Origin of the sequence: Clostridium coskatii (assembly GCF_001675205.1) — a bacterium.
In the GTDB taxonomy this organism is placed as follows: Bacteria; Bacillota; Clostridia; order Clostridiales; family Clostridiaceae; genus Clostridium_B; species Clostridium_B ljungdahlii.
The window spans coordinates 22,671-43,911 of record NZ_LROR01000034.1; the positions used below are offsets into that span (position 1 = coordinate 22,671).

Consider the following 21,241-nt stretch of genomic DNA (forward strand, 5'->3'; position numbering starts at 1 on the left):
AACAATATGAAATTAGCAGATAAAAGTTGCACAGATTTTATAGAAGTTCTTGCATCTAAAGCTGCAACTCCTGGTGGAGGCGGAGGATCAGCTATTACAGGTGCTATAGGAATGGCACTTGGAGGCATGGTATGTAACCTTACAATAGGAAAGAAAAAGTATGCACAGTATGATGAAAAGGTAAAAGGCATACTTAAAAGATCTAATGAGCTTCAAGCAGAGCTTTTAAAGATGATGGATGCAGATGCAGAATGCTTTCTGCCTCTTTCAAAGGCTTATGGAATGCCAAAAGACACTGAAGAGCAGAAAAAAATAAAAGAAGAGACTCTAGAAAAGTGTCTAAAACAAGCATGCAGTGTTCCAGTAAGTATTGTTAAACAAGCTTATGAAGCAATAAAACTCCACGAGGCACTTGTAGATAACTGCTCCAAACTTGCAATAAGTGATGTTGGTGTAGGAGTTCAGTGTCTAAGAGCTGCTATTATTGGAGCACAGCTTAATGTCATAATCAACATTAATTCCATTAAAGATCAGGAATATGTTAAAAAGGTAAAAGCAGAGACGGAACCTTTAGTTGAAGAAGGCATTAAGATTGCAGATAAGGTATATGAAAAAGTAGTTAGTGCACTTTCCAAATAAAATTATTATTCTCCGGAGGAAACTTGGGTTTCTTCCGGAGGCACTTGTAAATTAGTTTAGTATGGTATAGATAGCTAATTTTAATATGAAGGAGATATAAGTATGGGTCAAATAATTAAAGGTAAACCAGTGGCAGATGCTATAAGTGAAGCTTTAACTAAAGAAGTTAATGATTTAAAGGTAAAGGGTATTACTCCAAAGCTTACATTAGTAAGAGTTGGAGCAAACGGAAGTGACCTTGCTTATGAAAAAGGAGCTCTAAAAAAGTGCGAAAAAATTGGAATAGAGGCAGTTGTTAAAGAGCTACCAGCAGATATATCACAAGACAAGTTTATTGAAGAATTGAAAAAAATAAATGCGGACAAGACTGTAAATGCAATAATGGTATTCAGACCATTTCCTAAGCAATTAGATGAAAGTGTTATAAAGTATATAATTGCCCCTGAGAAAGATGTAGATTGCTTTAGTCCTGTAAATGTTGCTAAATTGATGGAAAAAGATACAACAGGATTTGCACCTTGTACACCATCTGCGGTTATAGAAATCCTTAAGCATTATAAAGTTCCTATGAAGGGAAAAAATGCAGTTATAGTAGGAAGATCTATGGTAGTTGGAAAACCAGCGTGCATGCTGCTCTTAAATGAAAATGCTACAGTTACCGTATGCCATTCAAAAACTACTGATATGCCAAAGGTTTGTTCCCAGGCAGACATACTGGTAGTAGGCATAGGAAAAGCTAAAATGATAGATTCAAAATATGTAAAAGATGGTGCCGTAGTTATAGATGTAGGCATAAATGTAGATGAAAGTGGAAAGTTATGTGGAGATGTAGATACAGAAGACTGTGAATCAAAAGCTTCAATGATAACGCCAGTTCCTAAAGGAGTAGGCTCAGTTACGTCATCTATACTTGCACAGCATATTGTAAAAGCATGTAAGTTACAAAATAACCTATAAACCTGTGAAATAAATGGAGGAATAAATATGATTATTTCAGAAAAAAAATCTTTTGATGAATTATTGGATTACCTTAAAGACAGTGAAAAAGTAATAATCACAGGATGTTCTTTATGCGCAACTACTTGTAAAGTAGGCGGAGAAGAAGAAGTATTAGCAATGAAAGCCAAGTTAGAAGAACAAGGCAAAAAAGTTTTAGGATATAAAATACTTGATCCTTCCTGCAATCTTTTAAAAACAAGAAAAGATTTAAAGTCCTTAAAAGCTGAATTAAAAGAAGCAGATGCAGTAGTATCCCTAGCTTGTGGTGATGGAACTCAAACTGTGGCCAAGTTAGTAAAGGTTCCCGTTTATCCAGGTAATAACACTATGTTTATAGGTGAAGTAGAAAGAGTTGGACAATATGCAGAAGCTTGTAAAGCTTGTGGAAATTGCCAGCTTGGATGGACAGGGGGAATATGTCCAATTACAATGTGTGCAAAGGGACTTTTGAATGGACCTTGTGGTGGTGCAAGAGATGGTAAATGTGAAGTTGATCCTGAAAATGATTGTGCTTGGATATTAATATACAATAAATTAAAAGAACTAGGACAGCTCGATAATTTGACAGAATTAAGAAAGCCAAGAGATTATCAAATAAGTGCTCATCCTAGAAAAATAAATTTAAATGCTAAGTAATAATCAGAAGGGGGATTAAAAAAATGAGCTTATTGAAGGAAGCTTTTGAAAAGGGAGAGTTTGCAATTACAGCTGAAATGGCACCTCCAAAGGGAACGGATCTTTCTCATTTAATTGAATGTGCCAAAAAGATAAAAGGAAGAGTTCAGGGAGTTAATGTAACGGATTTTCAGTCTGCTACGTTAAAAGCTACATCTTTAGCTACTTGTAAAGTGTTAAAAGATGCAGGATTAGAACCTGTATTTCAAATAACAGGAAGAGATAGAAACAGAATAGCAATTCAAGGAGAATTGTTATCTGCAGGTGTTTTTGGAATTGAAAATGTTTTAGCTCTTACTGGAGATTATACTGCTACAGGAGATCACCCTGGTGCAAAACCAGTTTATGATCTAGATAGTGTTGGAATATTACAGGTGGCAAGCATTTTAAATGGTGGAAAAGACATGGGTGGAACTGATTTAAAAGGGAAACCAGATTTCTTTTTAGGGGCTTGTGTTACACCTAGATATGATCCGTTAGAGCTTCAAGTTATAAAGATGAAGAAGAAAATTAAAGCTGGAGCTAAATTCTTTCAAACTCAAGCTGTTTATGATATGGAAACTTTAAAGAAATTCAAAGAAGAGACTAAAGCCCAAGGTGTAGATGCTAAAGTTATGGTAGGCATAATACCTTTAAAGTCAGCTGGTATGGCTAAATACATGAATAAAAACGTACCTGGTATATTCGTACCTGATGAACTTATAGATAGAATGAAGAATGCTGAGGATAAAGTTCAAGAAGGCATAAAGATAGCAGGAGAATTTATAAAGGCCGTAAAAGAATCAGGGCTTTGCGATGGAGTTCATATAATGGCAATTGGTGCGGAAGAAAATGTGCCATTAATATTGGACGAAGCAGGATTATAAAAATATAGGATTAAAAAATAAGGGGCGATTAGGAATGAAATTAGTTGTAATTGGTGGAGGACCAGGAGGATATGTAGCTGCATTGCAAGCTGCAATTTTAGGAGCAGATGTTACTGTAGTTGAGAAGAAAGCTGTAGGAGGAACTTGCTTAAATGTAGGATGTATACCTACAAAAGCACTGCTTGCTTCCACAGATGTTTTAAGTGTAATAAAAGGAGCATCAAAATTTGGAATTAATGTTGAAGGTGAAGCAAAACCTGATTTTGATGCAATTATGAAGAGAAAAGATAAAGTAGTAGATCAACTTGTAAAAGGTATAGAATATATGTTTGAACATAGAGGGGTAAAGCTTATAAGGGGAACAGGAAAACTTATAAGCAATAAAGAGGTAGAGGTTACAAAGCAGGATGGATCTAAAGAATCCATAACGGCAGATAAAATTATACTTGCTACTGGTTCTGTACCTGTTACACCTGGAGTATTCAAGTATGATGGTAAAAAGGTTATAACTTCAGATGAAGTTTTGAATTTAGAGAAACTTCCAAAGTCAATGATACTAGTTGGTGGAGGTCCTATAGGATGTGAAATAGGATTCTTCTTAAATAGTATGGGAGTAGAAGTTAAGGTAGTTGAAGCTCTTCCGCATCTTGCACCACTTGAAGATGAAGATGTTGCAAAACAACTTCAGAGAATTTTCAAACAAAATAAGATTAAATACTTTGTTGGTGATGGTATAACTAGTGTAGAAGTTAAAGGTGATACGGTAACTGCTACATTGGGAAGCGGAAAAGTTTTGGAAGCTGAAACACTTCTCATAGCAGTTGGAAGAAGAGCTTATGCTGAAGGTTTAGGTTTGGATGATATAGGTATTGAAAAAGATCAAAAAGGAAGAATAATTGTAAATGAATATTTAGAAACTAATGTAGAGGGAGTTTATGCAATAGGTGATTTAATTCCTACTGCTGCTCTTGCACATGTAGCTGAAAGAGAAGGTATTGTAGCTGTTCAAAATGCAGTTTTAGATAAAAAGAAGAAGATGAGTTACAAAGCAGTACCTGGTTGTACGTTTGTAGAACCAGAAATAGCTTCTGTAGGTATGAAAGAGAAAGATGCTGAAAAAGCAGGAATCCAGTACAAGGTTGGAAAATTTGACTTTAGGGGGCTTGGAAAAGCTCAAGCTATGGGTAAATTACAAGGATTTGTAAAGATTATTACAGACGAAAAGGACGTAATAATTGGAGCTGCTATTGTAGGTGATAGAGCAACAGATATGATTTCTGAACTAGGTGTTGCTTGTGAGCTTGGTTTAACAGCAGAACGAGTTGGTGAAGTTATTCATCCACATCCAACTTTATCTGAGGCAATGATGGAAGCTCTTCATGATGTACACAAACAATGTGTTCATTCTGTTGATTAAATTGTTTAATGTGTATAGGGCTATCGTGCCCTATACATATAATATATAATTAAAGATGTTTTCTACATAAGAGGCATAAAATTTATAATAGGCTTTTTATAAGTAATCTGAAACACAGCAATATAAAGGAGGTTGTACTATGGGATATAAAATAGCTGTAGCAGGTAAGGGTGGTACCGGTAAAACTACTTTGACAGGTCTTTTAATAGATTATTTAATAAAAAAAGGTTCAGGACCTATTTTAGCAGTAGATGCTGATGCAAATGCTAATTTAAATGAAGTACTTGGAACAGAAATTGAAGAGACTATTGGACAAATAAAAGAAGATGTAAATAAAAAATCACTTGCAGGGGATAATTTTCCTGGAGGTATGATGAAAGCAGATTATTTAAAGTATAAATTAAATGCATCAGTAACTGAAGGAGACGGTTATGACCTTATTGTTATGGGAAGATCCCAGGGGCCAGGATGTTATTGTTATGTTAATGGAATACTTAAAGCACAAGTGGATTCACTTTCTGGTAATTATGATTACATAGTAGTTGATAATGAAGCGGGAATGGAACACTTAAGTAGAAAACTTATAGATCCTATTGATACTCTATTTTTGATAAGTGATTGCTCCAGAAGAGGTATACAGGCTGTTGGAAGAATAAAACAGTTGGTTGCTGAATTAAAGTTAACAGTTGGCCAAATCTTTCTTATCGTAAATAGAGCTCCAGAAGGTAAATTGAATTCAGGAATAAAAGAAGAAATAAAAAAGCAAGAACTGGATTTAGTAGGAGTTGTGCCGATGGACCAAATGGTCTATCAATTTGATTCAGATGGAAAAGCATTAGTAGAGCTGCCAGAGGATTCTTCATGCAGAAAAGCATTGAATGAAATACTATCAAAAATTCAATTTGAAAATTAAATTAAGGAGGCATACATTATGTTCAAAAAACCAACACAAAAATTTTCAGGCAAAATTGGTGAAGTTGAAATTGGAACAGGAGAAAAAGCATTAAAATTAGGAGGAGAGTCAGTATTACCATTTTATACTTTTGATGGAGATACAGGAAATACCCCAAAAGTAGGTATGGAAATTTTAGATGTATATCCAGAAGATTGGATAGATCCTTTAAAAGATATATACAAGGATGTTGCAAAAGACCCTGTTAAATGGGCACAATTTGTAGAAGAAAAATATAGTCCAGATTTTATATGCCTAAGACTTATAAGTGCTGATCCAAACGGTACAGATGCTGCACCAGAAGATTGTGCTAAAACAGCTAAAGCAGTAGTTGAAGCTATAAAAACTCCATTAGTAGTTGCAGGTACAGGAAATCATGAAAAAGATGCAAAATTATTTGAAAAAGTTGCTCAGGAAACTGAAGGACACAATATACTTTTAATGTCTGCAGTAGAAGATAACTATAAGTCAGTAGGAGCTGCAGGTGTAATGGCTTATAATGACAAAGTTGTAGCTGAATCTTCAGTTGATATAAACCTTGCAAAACAAATAAATATTTTAATGAATCAACTTGGAATAGACAATACAAAGTTTGTTGACAACGTAGGATGTGCAGCAGGTGGATATGGTTATGAATATGTTATATCAACTTTAGACAGAGTAAAACTTGCAGCACTTGGTCAAGATGATAAAACTCTTCAAGTTCCTATAATAAGCCCTGTTTCTTTCGAAGCTTGCAAAGTAAAGGAAGCAATGGATTCAGAAGAAGATTCACCACAATGGGGAAGCCAGGAAGACAGAACAGTTTCCATGGAAGTTGCAACAGCATCTGGAGTATTAGCATCAGGAACAGATGCTGTAATATTACGTCATCCAAAATCTGTAGAAGTAATTAGAAACTTTATTAAGGAATTATTAGGTTAATTAAAATTTATACTGGGATTAAATAAGGAGGATTAAAAATGGCTTTAACAGGATTAAATATATTTAAATTAACACCAAAAAAGAATTGTAAGGATTGTGGTTTTCCTACTTGTCTAGCTTTTTCAATGAAAGTAGCAGCAGGAGCTGTGGAAATAGGAAAATGTCCTCATATGAGTGACGAGGCAATGGAAAAATTAGCTGAAGCTACTGCACCAATTATGAAGACAATAACTATTGGTAAGGGAGATAATGAATATAAATTAGGAGGAGAAACTGTTTTATTCCGTCATGAAAAAACTTTTGTAAATAGAAATAGATTTGCAGTTGCATTTTCCGATAGTATGGATGATGCAGAAGTAGATGCTAAGATCCAACATATAAAAGATGTAGATTATGTTAGAATCGGTGAACAAATGAAAACCGAATTTGCTGCAATAAAATATGCAGGAAATAAGGACAAATATCTTGCTTTAATAAACAAAATAAAAACAAGTGGAGTAAAAGTAGCTTATGCCCTAGTTTGTGAAGATGTAGCAGTAATGAAAGAAGCTCTTCCACTAGTTAAAGATGAAAATCCATTAGTTTATGGAGCTAATAAAGATAATTTTAAAGAAATGGTTGAACTTGTAAAAGGAGATAAATTAGCTTTAGGTGTAAAGGCAGACGGATTGGAAGCTCTTTATGGTTTAGTAGAAGAAATACAAAAATTAGGATATAAGAACTTAGTACTTGATCCAGGTGGAAAATCCATTAAAGAAGCTTTTGAAAATACAGTTCAAATTAGAAGAATAAATATTGAAGGTCAGGATAGAACTTTTGGATATCCTTCTATAATATTCCTAGATGAACTTACTAAAGCTGACAAATTTATGGAAGTAGCTTTATCTACATTATTTACTTTGAAATATGGTTCATTACTTGTTTTAAGTGATATGGATTATTCAAGAGCACTTCCTCTTTATAGTATAAGACAGAATGTATTTACAGATCCACAAAAACCAATGACAGTTGATTTGGGTATACATGGAATTAACAACCCAGATGAAAACTCACCAGTATTATGTACTGTTGACTTTGCTCTTACTTACTTCCTAGTTTCAGGAGAAGTTGAAAGATCTAAAGTTCCAGTATGGATGGTTATACCAGATGCAGGCGGATATTCTGTTCTTACATCTTGGGCTGCAGGTAAATTTACTGGCGCTGCAATAGCTGATGAAATAAAGAAATGTGGAATAGCAGAGAAGACTAAGAACAGAACTCTTTTAATCCCAGGAAAGGTTGCAGTTTTGAAAGGCGAATTAGAGGAACTTCTTCCAGACTGGAATATAGTAATTAGTAGTACAGAAGCTATGTTTATTCCTAAGTTATTAAAAGAGTTAACTGCTAAGTAAGAATTATTTAAGTAAAAAATAGGCAATGATTAAAAATTTTTAATTATTGCCTGACAATATAAATTAATACTAGTTTATAAAGATTAAGGTAAATAGGAGGTCATCTGAACATGGATAAATTTATGATCATAGGCGAAAGAATTCACTGCATATCTCCATCTATAAGGAAGGCTATTGAGGAGAGAAATCCTGAACCAATATTCAAAAGAGCAAAAGAACAATTGGATGCAGGAGCTAATTATCTAGATTTTAATATAGGACCAGCAAGAAAAGATGGAGAAGAAATAATGCAGTGGGGCGTTAAAGCTCTTCAAAGTGAATTTGACAATGTTCCACTAGCACTTGATACAACAAACAAGAAGGCTATAGAGGCAGGACTTAAAGTTTACAATAGAGAAAAAGGAAAACCTATCATAAATTCTGCAGATGCAGGAGAAAGAATTGGAAATATAGATTTAGCTGCAGAATATGATGCTATGAGCATAGCACTTTGTGCAAAAGAAGGAATAACAAAAGACAATGATGAAAGAATAGCATATTGTACAGAAATGCTTGAAAAAGGTATGGGTCTTGGAATGGAGCCTACAGATTTACTGTTTGATCCATTATTCTTAGTAATAAAAGGTATGCAGGATAAACAAAAAGAAGTATTAGAGGCTATTAAATTAATAAGTGATATGGGTCTTAGAACTTGCTGTGGATTAAGCAATGTTTCAAATGGAGCACCTAAGGAAATAAGACCAATAATGGATGCAACTTTTGCAGCTATGGCAATACAATGTGGTCTTACTTCTGCAATAATGAATCCATGTGATAAGAGATTAATGGAGACAATAAAGACTTGTGATGTTGTAAATGGTGCTGTTTTATATGCAGATTCTTACTTAGAGTTATAATATATAATATTTTAAATTAGGAGGGGCTAAAAATGAATTTATTTCAAACTGTATTCACTGGTTCAAAGCAGGCTTTAGCAGCTGCTGAAGGCATAGTTAAGCAAGCTGTTGACGAGAAGGGTAGAGATTATAAAGTAGCATTTCCTGATACTGCATATTCATTACCAGTAATTTTTGCAGCTACAGGAAAAAAGATAACTAATGTAGGAGAATTAGAAGGTGCATTAGATATAGTAAGAAGTTTGATAGTTGAGGAGGAAATGCTTGATAAACTTTTAAATTCAGGACTTGCAACAGCTGTTGCAGCAGAAATTATAGAAGCTGCAAAGTATGTTCTTTCCGATGCTCCTTATGCAGAACCATGTGTAGGATTTATATCTGACCCAATAATTCGTTCTCTTGGTGTACCACTTGTTACTGGAGATATACCAGGTGTAGCAGTTATATTAGGAGAATGTCCAGATGCAGAGACTGCAGCTAAAATTATAAAGGATTATCAATCAAAAGGTCTTTTAACATGCTTAGTTGGAAAAGTAATTGACCAGGCAATAGAAGGAAAAGTTAAGATGGGACTTGACCTCAGAGTTATTCCACTTGGATATGATGTTACATCTGTAATTCATGTTGTAACTGTAGCTATAAGAGCTGCACTTATATTCGGAGGAATTAAGGGTGGTCAGTTAAATGACATATTGAAATATACAGCAGAAAGAGTACCTGCTTTTGTAAATGCATTCGGACCATTAAGCGAACTTGTAGTTTCAGCTGGTGCAGGAGCTATAGCACTTGGATTCCCTGTATTAACTGATCAGGACGTACCAGAAGTTCCTACATTGTTGTTAACTCAAAAAGATTATGATAAAATGGTTAAAACTTCATTAGAAGCTAGAAATATAAAGATAAAGATAACTGAGATTCCAATTCCAGTTTCCTTTGCAGCAGCATTTGAAGGTGAAAGAATAAGAAAGAATGATATGCTTGCAGAGTTTGGTGGAAATAAGACTAAAGCTTGGGAATTAGTTATGTGTGCAGATCAGGGAGAAGTTGAAGATCACAAGATAGAGGTTATAGGACCAGATATAGATACTATAGATAAAGCTCCTGGAAGAATGCCTCTTGGAATGCTTATTAAAGTAAGTGGAACAAATATGCAGAAGGATTTTGAGCCAGTGCTTGAAAGAAGACTTCACTACTTCTTAAACTATATAGAAGGAGTAATGCATGTTGGTCAGAGAAATCTTACTTGGGTAAGAATAGGTAAGGAAGCTTTTGAAAAAGGATTTAGATTGAAACATTTTGGTGAAGTAATATACGCTAAAATGTTAGATGAATTTGGTTCAGTTGTAGATAAATGTGAAGTAACTATAATAACTGATCCAGATAAGACTGAAGAATTGGAAGGCAAATATGCTGTACCAAGATATAAAGAAAGAGATGCAAGACTTGAATCATTAGTTGATGAAAAAGTTGATACTTTCTATTCATGTAATTTGTGTCAATCATTTGCACCTGCACATGTATGTATAGTAACTCCTGAAAGACTTGGACTTTGCGGTGCAGTTTCATGGCTTGATGCTAAAGCTACACTTGAATTAAATCCAACAGGACCATGCCAGGCAGTTCCAAAAGAAGGTGTGGTTGATGAAAATTTAGGTATTTGGGAAAAAGTAAATGAAACTGTTTCAAAAATTTCTCAAGGTGCTGTAACTAGTGTTACATTATACAGTATATTACAAGATCCAATGACTTCCTGTGGATGTTTTGAGTGTATTACAGGTATAATGCCAGAAGCAAATGGTGTTGTAATGGTAAACAGAGAATTTGGTGCAACAACTCCTCTTGGAATGACATTTGGTGAACTTGCATCTATGACAGGTGGTGGAGTTCAGACTCCAGGATTTATGGGACATGGAAGACAATTCATAGCTTCAAAGAAGTTTATGAAAGGTGAAGGCGGACTTGGTAGAATAGTTTGGATGCCAAAAGAATTAAAAGACTTTGTTGCAGAAAAATTAAATAAGACAGCAAAGGAATTATATAATATAGATAATTTTGCAGATATGATCTGTGATGAAACTATAGCTACAGAATCTGAAGACGTAGTAAAATTCTTGGAAGAAAAAGGCCATCCTGCATTAAAGATGGATCCAATAATGTAGTAAAATTTTTTAAGTACTTAAATGATAGTGACAGGAGCAGCTGTCACTATTGTTTTAATTAATGAATCATTAAGTTGAGAGTATAAGTCTGAAATTTTGTATAAACCCTTTACTCATCCAATTATAAAAATTTAATTTATAAAGGAGTGTTATTTATGGATTTTCCAAAAGAATTAAAGTATAGCAAAGAACACACATGGGCAAAGATTGAAGGAGACACAGCACTTATAGGCATAAGTGATTTTGCACAGGATCAACTTGGAGAGATATTATTTGTAGAAATGCCAGATGTAGGAGATGAAATTACTCAAGGAGTTTCTCTTGGAGTTGTTGAATCATCTAAAAAGGCTTCAGATGTAATATCTCCATTATCTGGAGAAGTATTGGAAATTAATGAAAAACTAGATGATGAACCAGAATATATAAATGAGAATGCTTATGATGCATGGATAGTAAAAATAAAAGTAAAAGACAGTGGAGAAGTTAAAAACTTAGTAGATGCTTCTGAATACGAAGCAGGTTTGAAATAAACAAAGGTTACTTTTCACAAGGAGGCATTCACAAAATATGGTAAAAGTTAAATTTACTTCATACAACAAAGAAATAGATGTTTTAGAAGGAGAAAATCTGCTGGAGGCTATAAGAAAAGCAGGTGTATTTATAGACACTCCATGTAATGGAAGTGGGTCCTGTGGAAAATGTAAAGTTAAGATAACAGCTGGAAATGTTATATCAGAAGATAGCAGACATATTACGGAAAAAGAAAAAAAGGAAGGATATGTGCTTGCCTGTCAGTGTGAGGTTAAAGAAGATATATCAGTAGAAATACCAGGGACTGCCTCCTCTTCAATGCATGGAATGAAAATAGAAGATTTCTCAAGCAAGAGAGAGTATGAAATATTTGAAAGAGCTAAAAATCAAATACTAAAATGTGGTATGGAATTTAAAACTTATGTAAGGAAGGACTATTTAGAGTTAGATCTTCCTAATTTAAATGATAATATATCTGATTTTGAAAGATTAAAAAGACATATTAAAAATCATTTAAATTGTAATAATGTATTTTGTAGATTACCCATATTGAGGAAGATACCTCAGCTTTTGAGAGAGGCAGATTTTAAAGTAACTATAACTCATATACCTAGAGGAGTAGGTAAAACTACAATTATTGATATAGAAAAAGGGGATACGACAGATAAGATTTATGGAGTGGCAGTGGATATTGGCACTACATCTGTGGCAGCGTGTTTGGTGGATTTATACAATGGTGAATTAATTGCAAAAGCCTCATCTGGAAATGCTCAAATAAAGTATGGAGCAGATGTTATAAACAGAATAATGTATTCTACTAAAGGTAACGGACTACAGGAATTGAATCACGCAGTGATACAGGAAACTATAAATCCCCTCTTAAATAAGATGTATATGGATTCAGGAATAAGAAAGGAACAAGTGGTATCCTTTGTTACGGCTGGTAATACAACTATGTCTCATCTTTTTTTGGGGTTGTATTCAAATTTTTTAAGAATGGAGCCATATATACCTGCTTTTGTTAAGACTCCTTTTATAAAAGCTTCCGAGCTAAATATAGAAGTTAACCCTGAAACATTTATATATTTAATCCCTTGTGTAGCAAGTTATGTAGGGGGAGATATAACTGCAGGTGTATTGTCTTCGGGAATGTGGAATACTGAAGATAATATACTATTTATAGATTTAGGAACAAATGGTGAGATTGTATTTGGAAATAAAGAATATCTGATGACCTGTGCTTGTTCTGCAGGACCTGCCTTTGAAGGTGGTGAAATAAGTTGCGGAATGAGGGCATCAGGAGGCGCCATAGAAAAGGTTAAAATAGGCAGCGACTATGAACCTATAATTAGCGTTATTGGCAATGAAAAGCCTCTTGGAATATGTGGCTCAGGTATTATAGATTTAATATGTTCAATGATGTTTGCAGGAATTATTGATAGGAAGGGCAAAATAGTAAAAAATTTAAAAACTAATAGGATTAGATTTGATGAAAATGGAATTGGGGAATATATTTTAGTTTTTAAAGAACAATATGATTTGGATAGAGATGTAAGTATAACAGATGTGGATATAGACAATTTTATCAGGGCAAAAGCAGCAATTTATTCTGGAATTACTACACTTTTAAATAACCTGGGGATGGATTTTACCATGATAGATAAAATCTATATAGCAGGAGGTATAGGAAATAGTTTAAATATAGGTAATGCTGTAAAGATAGGAATGCTGCCTGATATAGACCAAGATAAAATAAATTATATAGGTAATAGTTCTCTTATGGGATGCTATTTGACACTGATGAGTGAGGATGCAAGGCACAAGTTGGAGGAAATAGCAAATCATATGACCTATGTAGAACTTAGTGTAGATCCATTATATATGGATCAGTTTGTATCAGCTTGTTTTTTACCACACACGGATATAGAAAAATTTCCTACTGTTAAGAAGCTTTTAGAAAAATCTCTTTAGTCATATTGAAATTGGTATGTTGCCATTTTATCGTTATGTTATTTTAATAACATAGTAAAAGGAGTATACTTAAATTGAAAGTTAATTTTTAACTTAGGGTAAACATTTATTCTGATATCAGAATTGGTACCCTGTTTATGTGTAAAATTTAAGAGGAGGTAATTGAAAATGTGTGAATCAACAGCTTATTTGGTAACACCTGAAGGTGAACGTAAAATTATGGATTATGTAGTGGATATAGTTCCGAAAGAAAATGGTAAGTTGTCATTGACAGACATTTTAGGAGAAGAAGAGATAATAGAAGGAATGTTAAAGGAAGTAAGACTTTTGGAGCATAAGATTGTAATAGAAAAAGCAATGTAGCTATTGTATAAGGAGGTACTATAATGAACAACGAACATGAATGCCACCATCATCATGACAATACACCTCATACTCATGAACATTATCATGATGGTATAGCTCATACTCATACACATGTTCACGATGATGATCGCCATCATACACATGAAATGTTAGATGGAGATGAAAGTAAGGAAGAAAAAACATTAAAGATACTTTTAAGTCATTGGGTGGAGCATAATAAGTCCCATGAAGAAGGATTTGCAGAATGGGTAGAGAAAGCAAAAAATATGGGAAAAGTAGAAACTTCACAATTTATTGAAAAGGCAATCGACTTTATGAAGCAAGCTGACAATATGTTGGAAGAAGCGGAAAAGCATATGGAATAGCTTAGATTAAGTTTGTTAAACAACTTCAATTTTATAGAAAGATATAGGATTGAAGTTGTTTAGCCATATATACCATCTATGAGGAGATTATATAATTATTAGAAAATTAAAAAAATAATAATGCTATTTGTTTTGGAGGGATGTAATAGATGTACAAGAATGGTATAGACAAAAAACCAAAGGATGAAATACCCTATGATCACTATAAAAGTGTATTTAAGAATTTTAAACCTGAAGAAATGGCAAAAAATACAGGGTGCGTATACAATGAATCCAGAGGAGAAATAGAAGTAAAATTGATGGGGAAAAATGTAATAGTAAAATATCCTTCCGGTGAGGTTCTTAATGAGGATGGTTCTGAAATGGAAAAATATCCTCCTAGAACTTTAATTTTGAGATATCTGATGCAGGGCAAAGGATTAGCACCTTCTGATAAATATATAACCTATAGAGAAGTGGATGGCGGAAATGTGTATTATAATAATTTTTATGGGAGATGTCTATTAAGATTATCTAAAACCTTTGGGAACAATATAAACAAATTTAAAGAAGTGTTTGAAAGTCTAGGAGCTCAAGAAGTAAGCATGGGGGATGCTGCTTATAAATTTAGATTTTTAAACAACATATATGTTATTTTTGCATTATGGGAAGGTGATGAAGAATTTGCACCTTCGTCCCAGATATTATTCAATAGTAATGTGCCATTTTATTTTACGGCTGAAGATTTAGCTGTGGTAGGAGACACATCTATAGGAATTATAACAAATTTAGCATATAAGAAATAGAAATAAGAGATGGGGGTCTCGAAATGGAAAATAATATGTTAAAGCCAAATGAAATATGTAATGCTGCTGTAGGAGCGGGTTGTTCTAAGGCAGCATTAAAGACTTACCAACAAGCAGTACTTGGAATACTCGCGGGGGCGTTTATTGCATGTGGTGGTGTTGTTTCTGCCGTTGCATCTCATGGTATAACAAATGTTGGAGTTTCAAAGTTTGTAGGGGGAGCTGTTTTCCCGGTAGGACTTATATTAGTGGTTATATGTGGAGCAGAGCTTTTTACAGGGAATTGTCTTATGGTTGTACCATTAGTTGGCAAGGAAGTAACCCTTAAGCCTATGATTAAAAATTGGATAGTAGTTTACATATTTAATTTTATAGGATCAGTTATTGTAGCTTTTTTGGTATTTGAATCGGGGACTTTTGGAATGAGTAGTGGAAAGCTTGGTGGAACGGTTATAAAGGTAGCTTCAACTAAAGCATCACTTTCTTTTGGCACTGCTTTCTGCAGTGGAATAATGTGTAATTTTTTAGTATGTCTTGCAGTGTGGGGTGCTTTTGCAGCTAAAGATATAATAAGTAAAATTGTAATAATATGGTTTCCTATAATGACTTTTGTGACTTGTGGATTTGAGCATAGTGTTGCCAATATGTATTTTTTAACAGCTGGGCTTTTTGCAAAATCCAATCCTTCATTTGTAGCAGCATCAGGAATTTCACAGGATAAAATAGTATCTGCAGCTGGAATAGTTCATAATTTAATACCTGTAACTTTAGGTAATATAGTTGGAGGATCAATATTTGTTGGATTAGCATATTTTGTTGTTTATAAATATAAATCTTCTAAACCAAAGGAAAGCGTATGTAAATAAGGCATTTTTATACCCTCAATTGTTATTTAATTATCATTCTTTATTCTTGAATAGTGTGATATCATATGTTAAACTTAAGCTAATATTAAGAAATATGGTTATGACAGAATAATAAAGAGAGCCAAAATTTTAAGACATTTAATTGGTGCCTTAAGTTTGGCTCTTTTTATTTTTTACTATTACATAAGGAGGAATATTCGGTGTTTGATGTTACTATTATAGGAGCTGGAGTTGTTGGAAATGCTATAGCAAGAGAGTTATGTAGATATAAACTTAATATATGTGTTGTAGAAAAAGATTCTGACGTGGGAAATGGTACTAGCAAAGCAAATAGTGGTATAGTTCATGCAGGGTTTGATGCAGATCCAAATACGTTAAAAAGTAAACTAAATGTGATTGGGAATAGTATGTTTGATAACCTCTCTAAAGAATTAGATTTCACATTTAAAAAGGTTGGTTCATTAGTGCTTTGCTTTAATAAGTCTGAGGTGAAAAATCTGGAGAAATTAAAACAGCAGGGAATTGAAAATGGAGTTACTGATCTTGAAATAATAGGTGGGGATAAAGTAAGAGAAGTAGAACCCAACATATCAAAAAATGTAGTTGCTGCACTATATGCTCCAACGGGAGGAATAGTTTGTCCTTATGAAATGACCATAGCACTGGCTGAAAATGCAGCTGTAAATGGAGTGAAATTTAAATTAAATACAAGAGTAATATCTTTAAAAGAGAGTAAGGGATTTTATATAATAGAAACAAATAGAGAAAATATAGAAACGAAACTTATAATAAACGCAGCAGGATTGTTTTCAGATGAAATTAATAATATGATAAGTGCTAGGAAAATTAAAATAGTTCCAAGAAAAGGGGAATATTGTTTATTTGATAAGACAGCAGAACATACAGTTTCAATGACTATATTTCAATTACCTACTAAGAAGGGAAAAGGAGTTTTAGTTACTCCTACAGTAGATGGAAATTTGCTTATAGGGCCTGATGCAGAAGATATAGAAGATAAAACAGACTTAACTACTACAAGTAGAGGGATAGATTTTGTAATTTCTAAGGCAGCTTTAAGTGTAAATAAGCTACAAATGAAACAGATTATAACTTCTTTTTCTGGGCTTAGGGCACATAATGTAGAAGGAGACTTTATAATTGGAGAAGCAGAGGATGCGGAGAATTTTATAAATGCAGCAGGTATTGAATCACCTGGTTTAACCAGTTCTCCTGCTATAGCAGAAATGGTTAGAGATATTGTAGTTAGTAAGTTAAAACCGGAAAAGAACGATAAGTTTAACCCTATAAGAAAAGGAATACCTAAATTTAGAGAAATGACGAATGAAGAGAGAAAACGTATGATTGCCAGTAACCCAAAGTATGGTAAAATTATATGTAGATGCGAAACTGTTACAGAAGGAGAAATATTAGATGCCATAAGGAGACCTCTTGGTGCAAGAACAATGGATGCTGTGAAAAAGAGAACTAGGTCAGGTATGGGAAGATGTCAGTCAGGATTTTGCTCACCGAGAGTAGTTGAGATTTTGGCAAGAGAATTGAAAATCTCACCACAAGAAGTAACTAAGTTTGGAAATCATTCAAATATATTAGTAGGGAAAGATAAAGAAGGAGAGAATCGCTTTCACTGTGTGCGATGGGAGAGTTATGGATGGGCAGCGGGTAGCCATCAGATAAACAGAGTTCTTGGCATCAGATGGAGTTTTAACTCCACCTGATGATTATTAACAGGATTCTTAGTGCTTCAGCACTTAGAAGGCGTTATCCTTTAGGGGAAATTGTTATCCAGAGACGTAGTTGCTCTTTATTCCCACTTGAAGAAGTGGGAGTATTAGAGCAAGTAGTCATCGGATAAATTAGGATGATTTGGAGGTTTAAAATATGCAAGAATATGATGTAGTAATAATAGGAGGCGGACCTGCAGGGCTTGCAGCTGCTATATCAGTTAAAGAAGCAGGGATAAATAATATACTTATACTAGAGAGAGAAAATGAGCTAGGGGGAATATTAAATCAGTGTATTCATAATGGATTTGGTCTCCATACTTTTAAAGAAGAATTGACAGGACCTGAATATGCTCAGAGATTTATAGATAAGGTAGAAGATTTAAAAATACAATATAAGTTAAATACTATGGTGCTTGATTTAAATAAAGATAAGTGTATAACGGCTGTGAATGAAGAAGAAGGTATAATTGAAATAAAGGCTAAATCTATAATTTTATCTATGGGATGTAGGGAAAGACCAAGAGGAGCCATAAATATACCGGGAAGCAGATGTGCTGGGATATATACAGCAGGAGCAGCTCAAAAATTTGTAAATGTAGAAGGATATATGCCGGGAAAGGAAGTTGTAATACTTGGTTCTGGTGATATAGGTCTCATAATGGCAAGAAGAATGACGCTTGAGGGGGCAAAGGTAAAAGCAGTTGTGGAACTTTTACCTTATTCTAGCGGGCTTAAGAGAAATATAGTGCAGTGCCTTGATGATTTTGAAATTCCACTGAAATTAAGCTATACCGTAATAGACATAAAGGGAAAGGAAAGAGTAGAAGGCGTGACTATTGCTGCAGTAGGTAAAGATAGAAAGCCTGTCAAGGGTACTGAAGAATATATACCTTGTGATACTTTGCTTTTATCTGTTGGACTTTTGCCAGAAAATGAACTTTCGAGAAAAGCTGAAATAAATTTATCTGATGTAACAGGAGGACCTATAGTCGATGAAAGTTTAGAGACTAATGTAGATGGAATATTTGCCTGTGGAAATGTATTGCATGTTCATGATTTAGTAGATAATGTAGCATTAGAAAGTATAAATGCAGGTAAGAATGCAGCTAGATATGTAAATGGTGAGAAAAGATTTAGTGGATATAAAATAGAAGTTATAGCTGCTAGTGGTGTCAGGTATACAGTACCAAAGTATATAAATCCTAAAAATGTAGAAAAATCAGTAGATGTTAGATTTAGAGTAGGGGATGTATTTGAAGATAGTTTTATATCAGTTTATTTTGATAAGACAAGAGAAATGTATATAAAAAAGAGGATACTTACTCCAGGAAAAATGGAAACAGTTAAGATTAGTAAAGAGCTGCTGAATAAATATACGAATTGTAAGGAGATAACAATAAAGCTGGAAAGGGAGCAGTAGTATGAGTACAAGAGAATTAACTTGTATAGGATGTCCTATAGGATGTCAGCTTTTAGTTAAGATTAATAAGGATAAAGTTGTAGAAGTTACTGGAAACACCTGTAAAAATGGAAAAGAGTATGGAGAAAAGGAATGTACTAATCCTACTAGGATAGTTACTTCTTCTGTATATGTAGAAGGCGGAGAAATAGATGTACTTCCAGTTAAAACAGAAAGGGACATCCCTAAAGATAGGGTATTTGATTGTATAAAGCTGCTCAAGGGGAAAATAGTTAAGGCACCTATTAAAATAGGAGATATAATAGTAGAAAATGTAGTAAATTCAGGAATAAATATTATAGCTACGAAAAATGTAAAAAGAAGTAAGAGAAGCTAACCTTCTTATTTTTTGCTACAGCAAGTAAACAGTAGTATAACAGTAAATAAATATTATTTTAGAAGAATATGTTATAATAATATTGAGAATTTACCGGAGATAAACAGAGTTCTTGGTTTCAGGTGGAGTTTTTTCTCCATCTGAAACTTAGAAATCGTTATCCAGGGGCGTAGCAGCGGTTATTCCCCAGTTAAGTAGAGAGCCAAAATCTATGATTTTGTGCAAATCACTTACTCCTTCGACAATAGGAGAAGGAGTTTCATACAAATAAGATGGGGGTATTACGGATGGTAGCCATCGGATAAAGCTAGGAGGTATAATATGGATAAAACTACATTAGATGAATTGACAAATCAGCTTGGAAACTTTACACAGTTAAAACTTGAAAGCATACCAGATATAGATTTATATATGGATCAGGTAACTACTTTTATTGAAGAAAAGTTAGGATATTTAAAGAGAAATAAAGAAGATACGGCTATTACTAAAACTATGATAAACAATTATACTAAAGCAGGTATACTAATGCCGCCTAAAAAGAAAAAATATTCTAAGCAGCATATGATACTTATTATATTGACATATTACTTAAAACAAATTTTATCCATAGGTGATATACAGAGCTTATTTTCCTCTCTAGCTAAATCCATAAAAGAAGGAGAAGATCATACAAAAGATTTAGATAAGATATATCAGGATTTTTTAAAAATAGAAAAAATTCAAGTGGAGAGTTTTATAAAAGATTTTAAATCTAAAATTACTGAGAATGATACCTTTAATTGTAATGGGGAAGAATTAGAACAGGATGAAAATAAACTTATAACAGTTGTAGTTATGTTGATTGTAAGGGCGAATATAGAAAAGAAAATGGCAGAAAGTATAATAGATAATTTCTTTGGAAAATAAATTGTGTACATAAACTTGCAAACTTGCAAATTTATCCGATGACTACCTGCTCTAATACTTCCACTTCTCTAAGTGGGAGTTAAAGAGCAGTTATGTCCCTGGATAACGATTTCTAAGCATTAGGTGGAGTCAAAACTCCATCTGATGCCAAGAACTCTGTTTATGTACAAGTACAATAAGATCTTAAAAAATTATTTAAATAGCTTATTAAAACAATCTTTGCAAATCATGACTGTACCTTTGTTTGCAGATATTAGTTCACTACTACTTACTGATTTTTGGCAAATTTCACATACGCGATGTTCATGATCTTCATGGAAACTTGATGTTTTTTTAGTGTTTTTAAAACTTCTTTTCCTATTTGGAGGAGGTGAATAGTTTATAGGTTCATCCATGGTAGTCTTTTTAAAAACATTGTAGTCCATGTCATAGGTACTCTCACCAAATAACTCCAGTTCAAATCTAGGATAATCCTGATCGTAATGTTCTTCTATGATTAATCTTCTAATCTGGGCATCATTTATTATGAGTCCACTTTTTTCAATACCATCAAATATACTTTTAGTTATGTTGTTGGTATCAGGGTGTCTTTTTTTACTCTTATAGTATACTTTTAAAAGGGCTATAAGGGATTCTTCTATAACTAGTCCAGGATTTTGACTCCTGCATTCATAAGCTATTTCTTCTTCGTACAGAGCATATCTGTCGTGATATTTCCCGGAATTATAGGGCAATATGGCTCTTCCATTTACGTTAAACAGCTTAAAATTTGACTTAGATATAGGAGAACCTTTTACTATAATTTTTGCATAAGGTTTGATCATATTTATTTCTCCAGTAATTTAAGTTTATATCAGTGAATATTATACATATATTATATCACACGCATGAGTTTTAAGTCCCGGGAAATAATTATGAAGTACAATGAAGTGCTTAAGTTTTAAATAATATGATTTATAGGTATTTTTATTAATACCTTTGCACCACCAAGT

Annotated in this window: 20 protein-coding genes and 1 pseudogene; 20 read left to right on the top strand and 1 reads right to left on the bottom strand. The window is 33.5% G+C overall.

The annotated features are described in order from the left end of the window. Nucleotides 1-6 precede the first annotated feature (6 nt). The 20 genes and pseudogenes from CLCOS_RS04705 to CLCOS_RS04800 all read left to right on the top strand — a co-directional run bounded on the left by CLCOS_RS04705 (nucleotide 7) and on the right by CLCOS_RS04800 (nucleotide 20,249). The gene (locus CLCOS_RS04705) at nucleotides 7-639 is read left to right on the top strand and encodes a cyclodeaminase/cyclohydrolase family protein (RefSeq protein WP_063600847.1); all 633 of its coding nucleotides are present in this window, start codon (nucleotides 7-9) and stop codon (nucleotides 637-639) included. A gap of 102 nt (nucleotides 640-741) precedes the next feature. After that, complete coding sequence (locus CLCOS_RS04710) at nucleotides 742-1,596, top strand: bifunctional 5,10-methylenetetrahydrofolate dehydrogenase/5,10-methenyltetrahydrofolate cyclohydrolase (protein WP_063600848.1); 855 nt, start codon at nucleotides 742-744, stop codon at nucleotides 1,594-1,596. A gap of 27 nt (nucleotides 1,597-1,623) precedes the next feature. Further along, nucleotides 1,624-2,274 (top strand): methylenetetrahydrofolate reductase C-terminal domain-containing protein, encoded by a 651-nt coding sequence (locus tag CLCOS_RS04715; RefSeq protein ID WP_063600849.1) that lies wholly within the window; start codon nucleotides 1,624-1,626, stop codon nucleotides 2,272-2,274. A 23-nt stretch (nucleotides 2,275-2,297) separates the two neighbouring features. Further along, complete coding sequence (locus tag CLCOS_RS04720) at nucleotides 2,298-3,179, top strand: methylenetetrahydrofolate reductase (RefSeq protein ID WP_023162343.1); 882 nt, start codon at nucleotides 2,298-2,300, stop codon at nucleotides 3,177-3,179. 34 nt (nucleotides 3,180-3,213) lie between these two features. Further along, nucleotides 3,214-4,596: a dihydrolipoyl dehydrogenase gene (gene lpdA, locus CLCOS_RS04725; protein ID WP_063600850.1), complete on the top strand. Its 1,383-nt coding sequence runs from the start codon at nucleotides 3,214-3,216 to the stop codon at nucleotides 4,594-4,596. A gap of 139 nt (nucleotides 4,597-4,735) precedes the next feature. Beyond that, nucleotides 4,736-5,509 (top strand): AAA family ATPase, encoded by a 774-nt coding sequence (locus CLCOS_RS04730; RefSeq protein ID WP_023162341.1) that lies wholly within the window; start codon nucleotides 4,736-4,738, stop codon nucleotides 5,507-5,509. Between the two features lie 18 nt (nucleotides 5,510-5,527). Further along, a complete protein-coding gene (gene acsD / locus CLCOS_RS04735; protein WP_013240362.1) occupies nucleotides 5,528-6,472 on the top strand; it encodes an acetyl-CoA decarbonylase/synthase complex subunit delta in 945 nt (314 codons plus the stop codon). Between the two features lie 38 nt (nucleotides 6,473-6,510). Next, complete coding sequence (gene acsC, locus CLCOS_RS04740; protein ID WP_063600851.1) at nucleotides 6,511-7,863, top strand: acetyl-CoA decarbonylase/synthase complex subunit gamma; 1,353 nt, start codon at nucleotides 6,511-6,513, stop codon at nucleotides 7,861-7,863. Between the two features lie 110 nt (nucleotides 7,864-7,973). Then, entirely contained in the window at nucleotides 7,974-8,759 is a 786-nt protein-coding gene (acsE, locus tag CLCOS_RS04745) for a carbon monoxide dehydrogenase/acetyl-CoA synthase methytransferase subunit (RefSeq protein WP_013240360.1), read from the top strand. Nucleotides 8,760-8,791: 32 nt separating this feature from the next. After that, entirely contained in the window at nucleotides 8,792-10,918 is a 2,127-nt protein-coding gene (acsB, locus tag CLCOS_RS04750; RefSeq protein ID WP_063600852.1) for an acetyl-CoA decarbonylase/synthase complex subunit alpha/beta, read from the top strand. Nucleotides 10,919-11,073: 155 nt separating this feature from the next. Then, complete coding sequence (gene gcvH / locus CLCOS_RS04755) at nucleotides 11,074-11,448, top strand: glycine cleavage system protein GcvH (RefSeq protein WP_063554284.1); 375 nt, start codon at nucleotides 11,074-11,076, stop codon at nucleotides 11,446-11,448. Between the two features lie 37 nt (nucleotides 11,449-11,485). Next, nucleotides 11,486-13,420, top strand: coding sequence for a corrinoid activation/regeneration protein AcsV (acsV, locus tag CLCOS_RS04760; RefSeq protein ID WP_063600853.1), 1,935 nt, complete (start codon nucleotides 11,486-11,488; stop codon nucleotides 13,418-13,420). Between the two features lie 168 nt (nucleotides 13,421-13,588). Continuing rightward, nucleotides 13,589-13,783, top strand: coding sequence for a CooT family nickel-binding protein (locus CLCOS_RS04765; RefSeq protein ID WP_013240356.1), 195 nt, complete (start codon nucleotides 13,589-13,591; stop codon nucleotides 13,781-13,783). A 23-nt stretch (nucleotides 13,784-13,806) separates the two neighbouring features. Then, nucleotides 13,807-14,151 (top strand): hypothetical protein, encoded by a 345-nt coding sequence (locus CLCOS_RS04770; protein WP_063600854.1) that lies wholly within the window; start codon nucleotides 13,807-13,809, stop codon nucleotides 14,149-14,151. A 149-nt stretch (nucleotides 14,152-14,300) separates the two neighbouring features. Next, nucleotides 14,301-14,936: a DUF3786 domain-containing protein gene (locus CLCOS_RS04775; RefSeq protein WP_013240354.1), complete on the top strand. Its 636-nt coding sequence runs from the start codon at nucleotides 14,301-14,303 to the stop codon at nucleotides 14,934-14,936. Between the two features lie 23 nt (nucleotides 14,937-14,959). After that, a complete protein-coding gene (locus tag CLCOS_RS04780; RefSeq protein ID WP_013240353.1) occupies nucleotides 14,960-15,802 on the top strand; it encodes a formate/nitrite transporter family protein in 843 nt (280 codons plus the stop codon). 200 nt (nucleotides 15,803-16,002) lie between these two features. Further along, nucleotides 16,003-17,427 (top strand): annotated as a pseudogene (locus CLCOS_RS04785) (NAD(P)/FAD-dependent oxidoreductase); the annotation flags it as partial. A gap of 274 nt (nucleotides 17,428-17,701) precedes the next feature. Beyond that, nucleotides 17,702-18,967: an NAD(P)/FAD-dependent oxidoreductase gene (locus tag CLCOS_RS04790; protein ID WP_063600855.1), complete on the top strand. Its 1,266-nt coding sequence runs from the start codon at nucleotides 17,702-17,704 to the stop codon at nucleotides 18,965-18,967. Nucleotide 18,968: 1 nt separating this feature from the next. Next, nucleotides 18,969-19,343, top strand: coding sequence for a DUF1667 domain-containing protein (locus CLCOS_RS04795; protein ID WP_013240350.1), 375 nt, complete (start codon nucleotides 18,969-18,971; stop codon nucleotides 19,341-19,343). Between the two features lie 321 nt (nucleotides 19,344-19,664). Then, nucleotides 19,665-20,249 (top strand): DUF1836 domain-containing protein, encoded by a 585-nt coding sequence (locus CLCOS_RS04800; protein ID WP_063600856.1) that lies wholly within the window; start codon nucleotides 19,665-19,667, stop codon nucleotides 20,247-20,249. Between the two features lie 191 nt (nucleotides 20,250-20,440). Here CLCOS_RS04800 and CLCOS_RS04805 read toward each other — a convergent pair whose 3' ends face one another. Continuing rightward, a complete protein-coding gene (locus tag CLCOS_RS04805) occupies nucleotides 20,441-21,070 on the bottom strand; it encodes a RusA family crossover junction endodeoxyribonuclease (RefSeq protein WP_192847895.1) in 630 nt (209 codons plus the stop codon). Nucleotides 21,071-21,241: the final 171 nt, after the last annotated feature.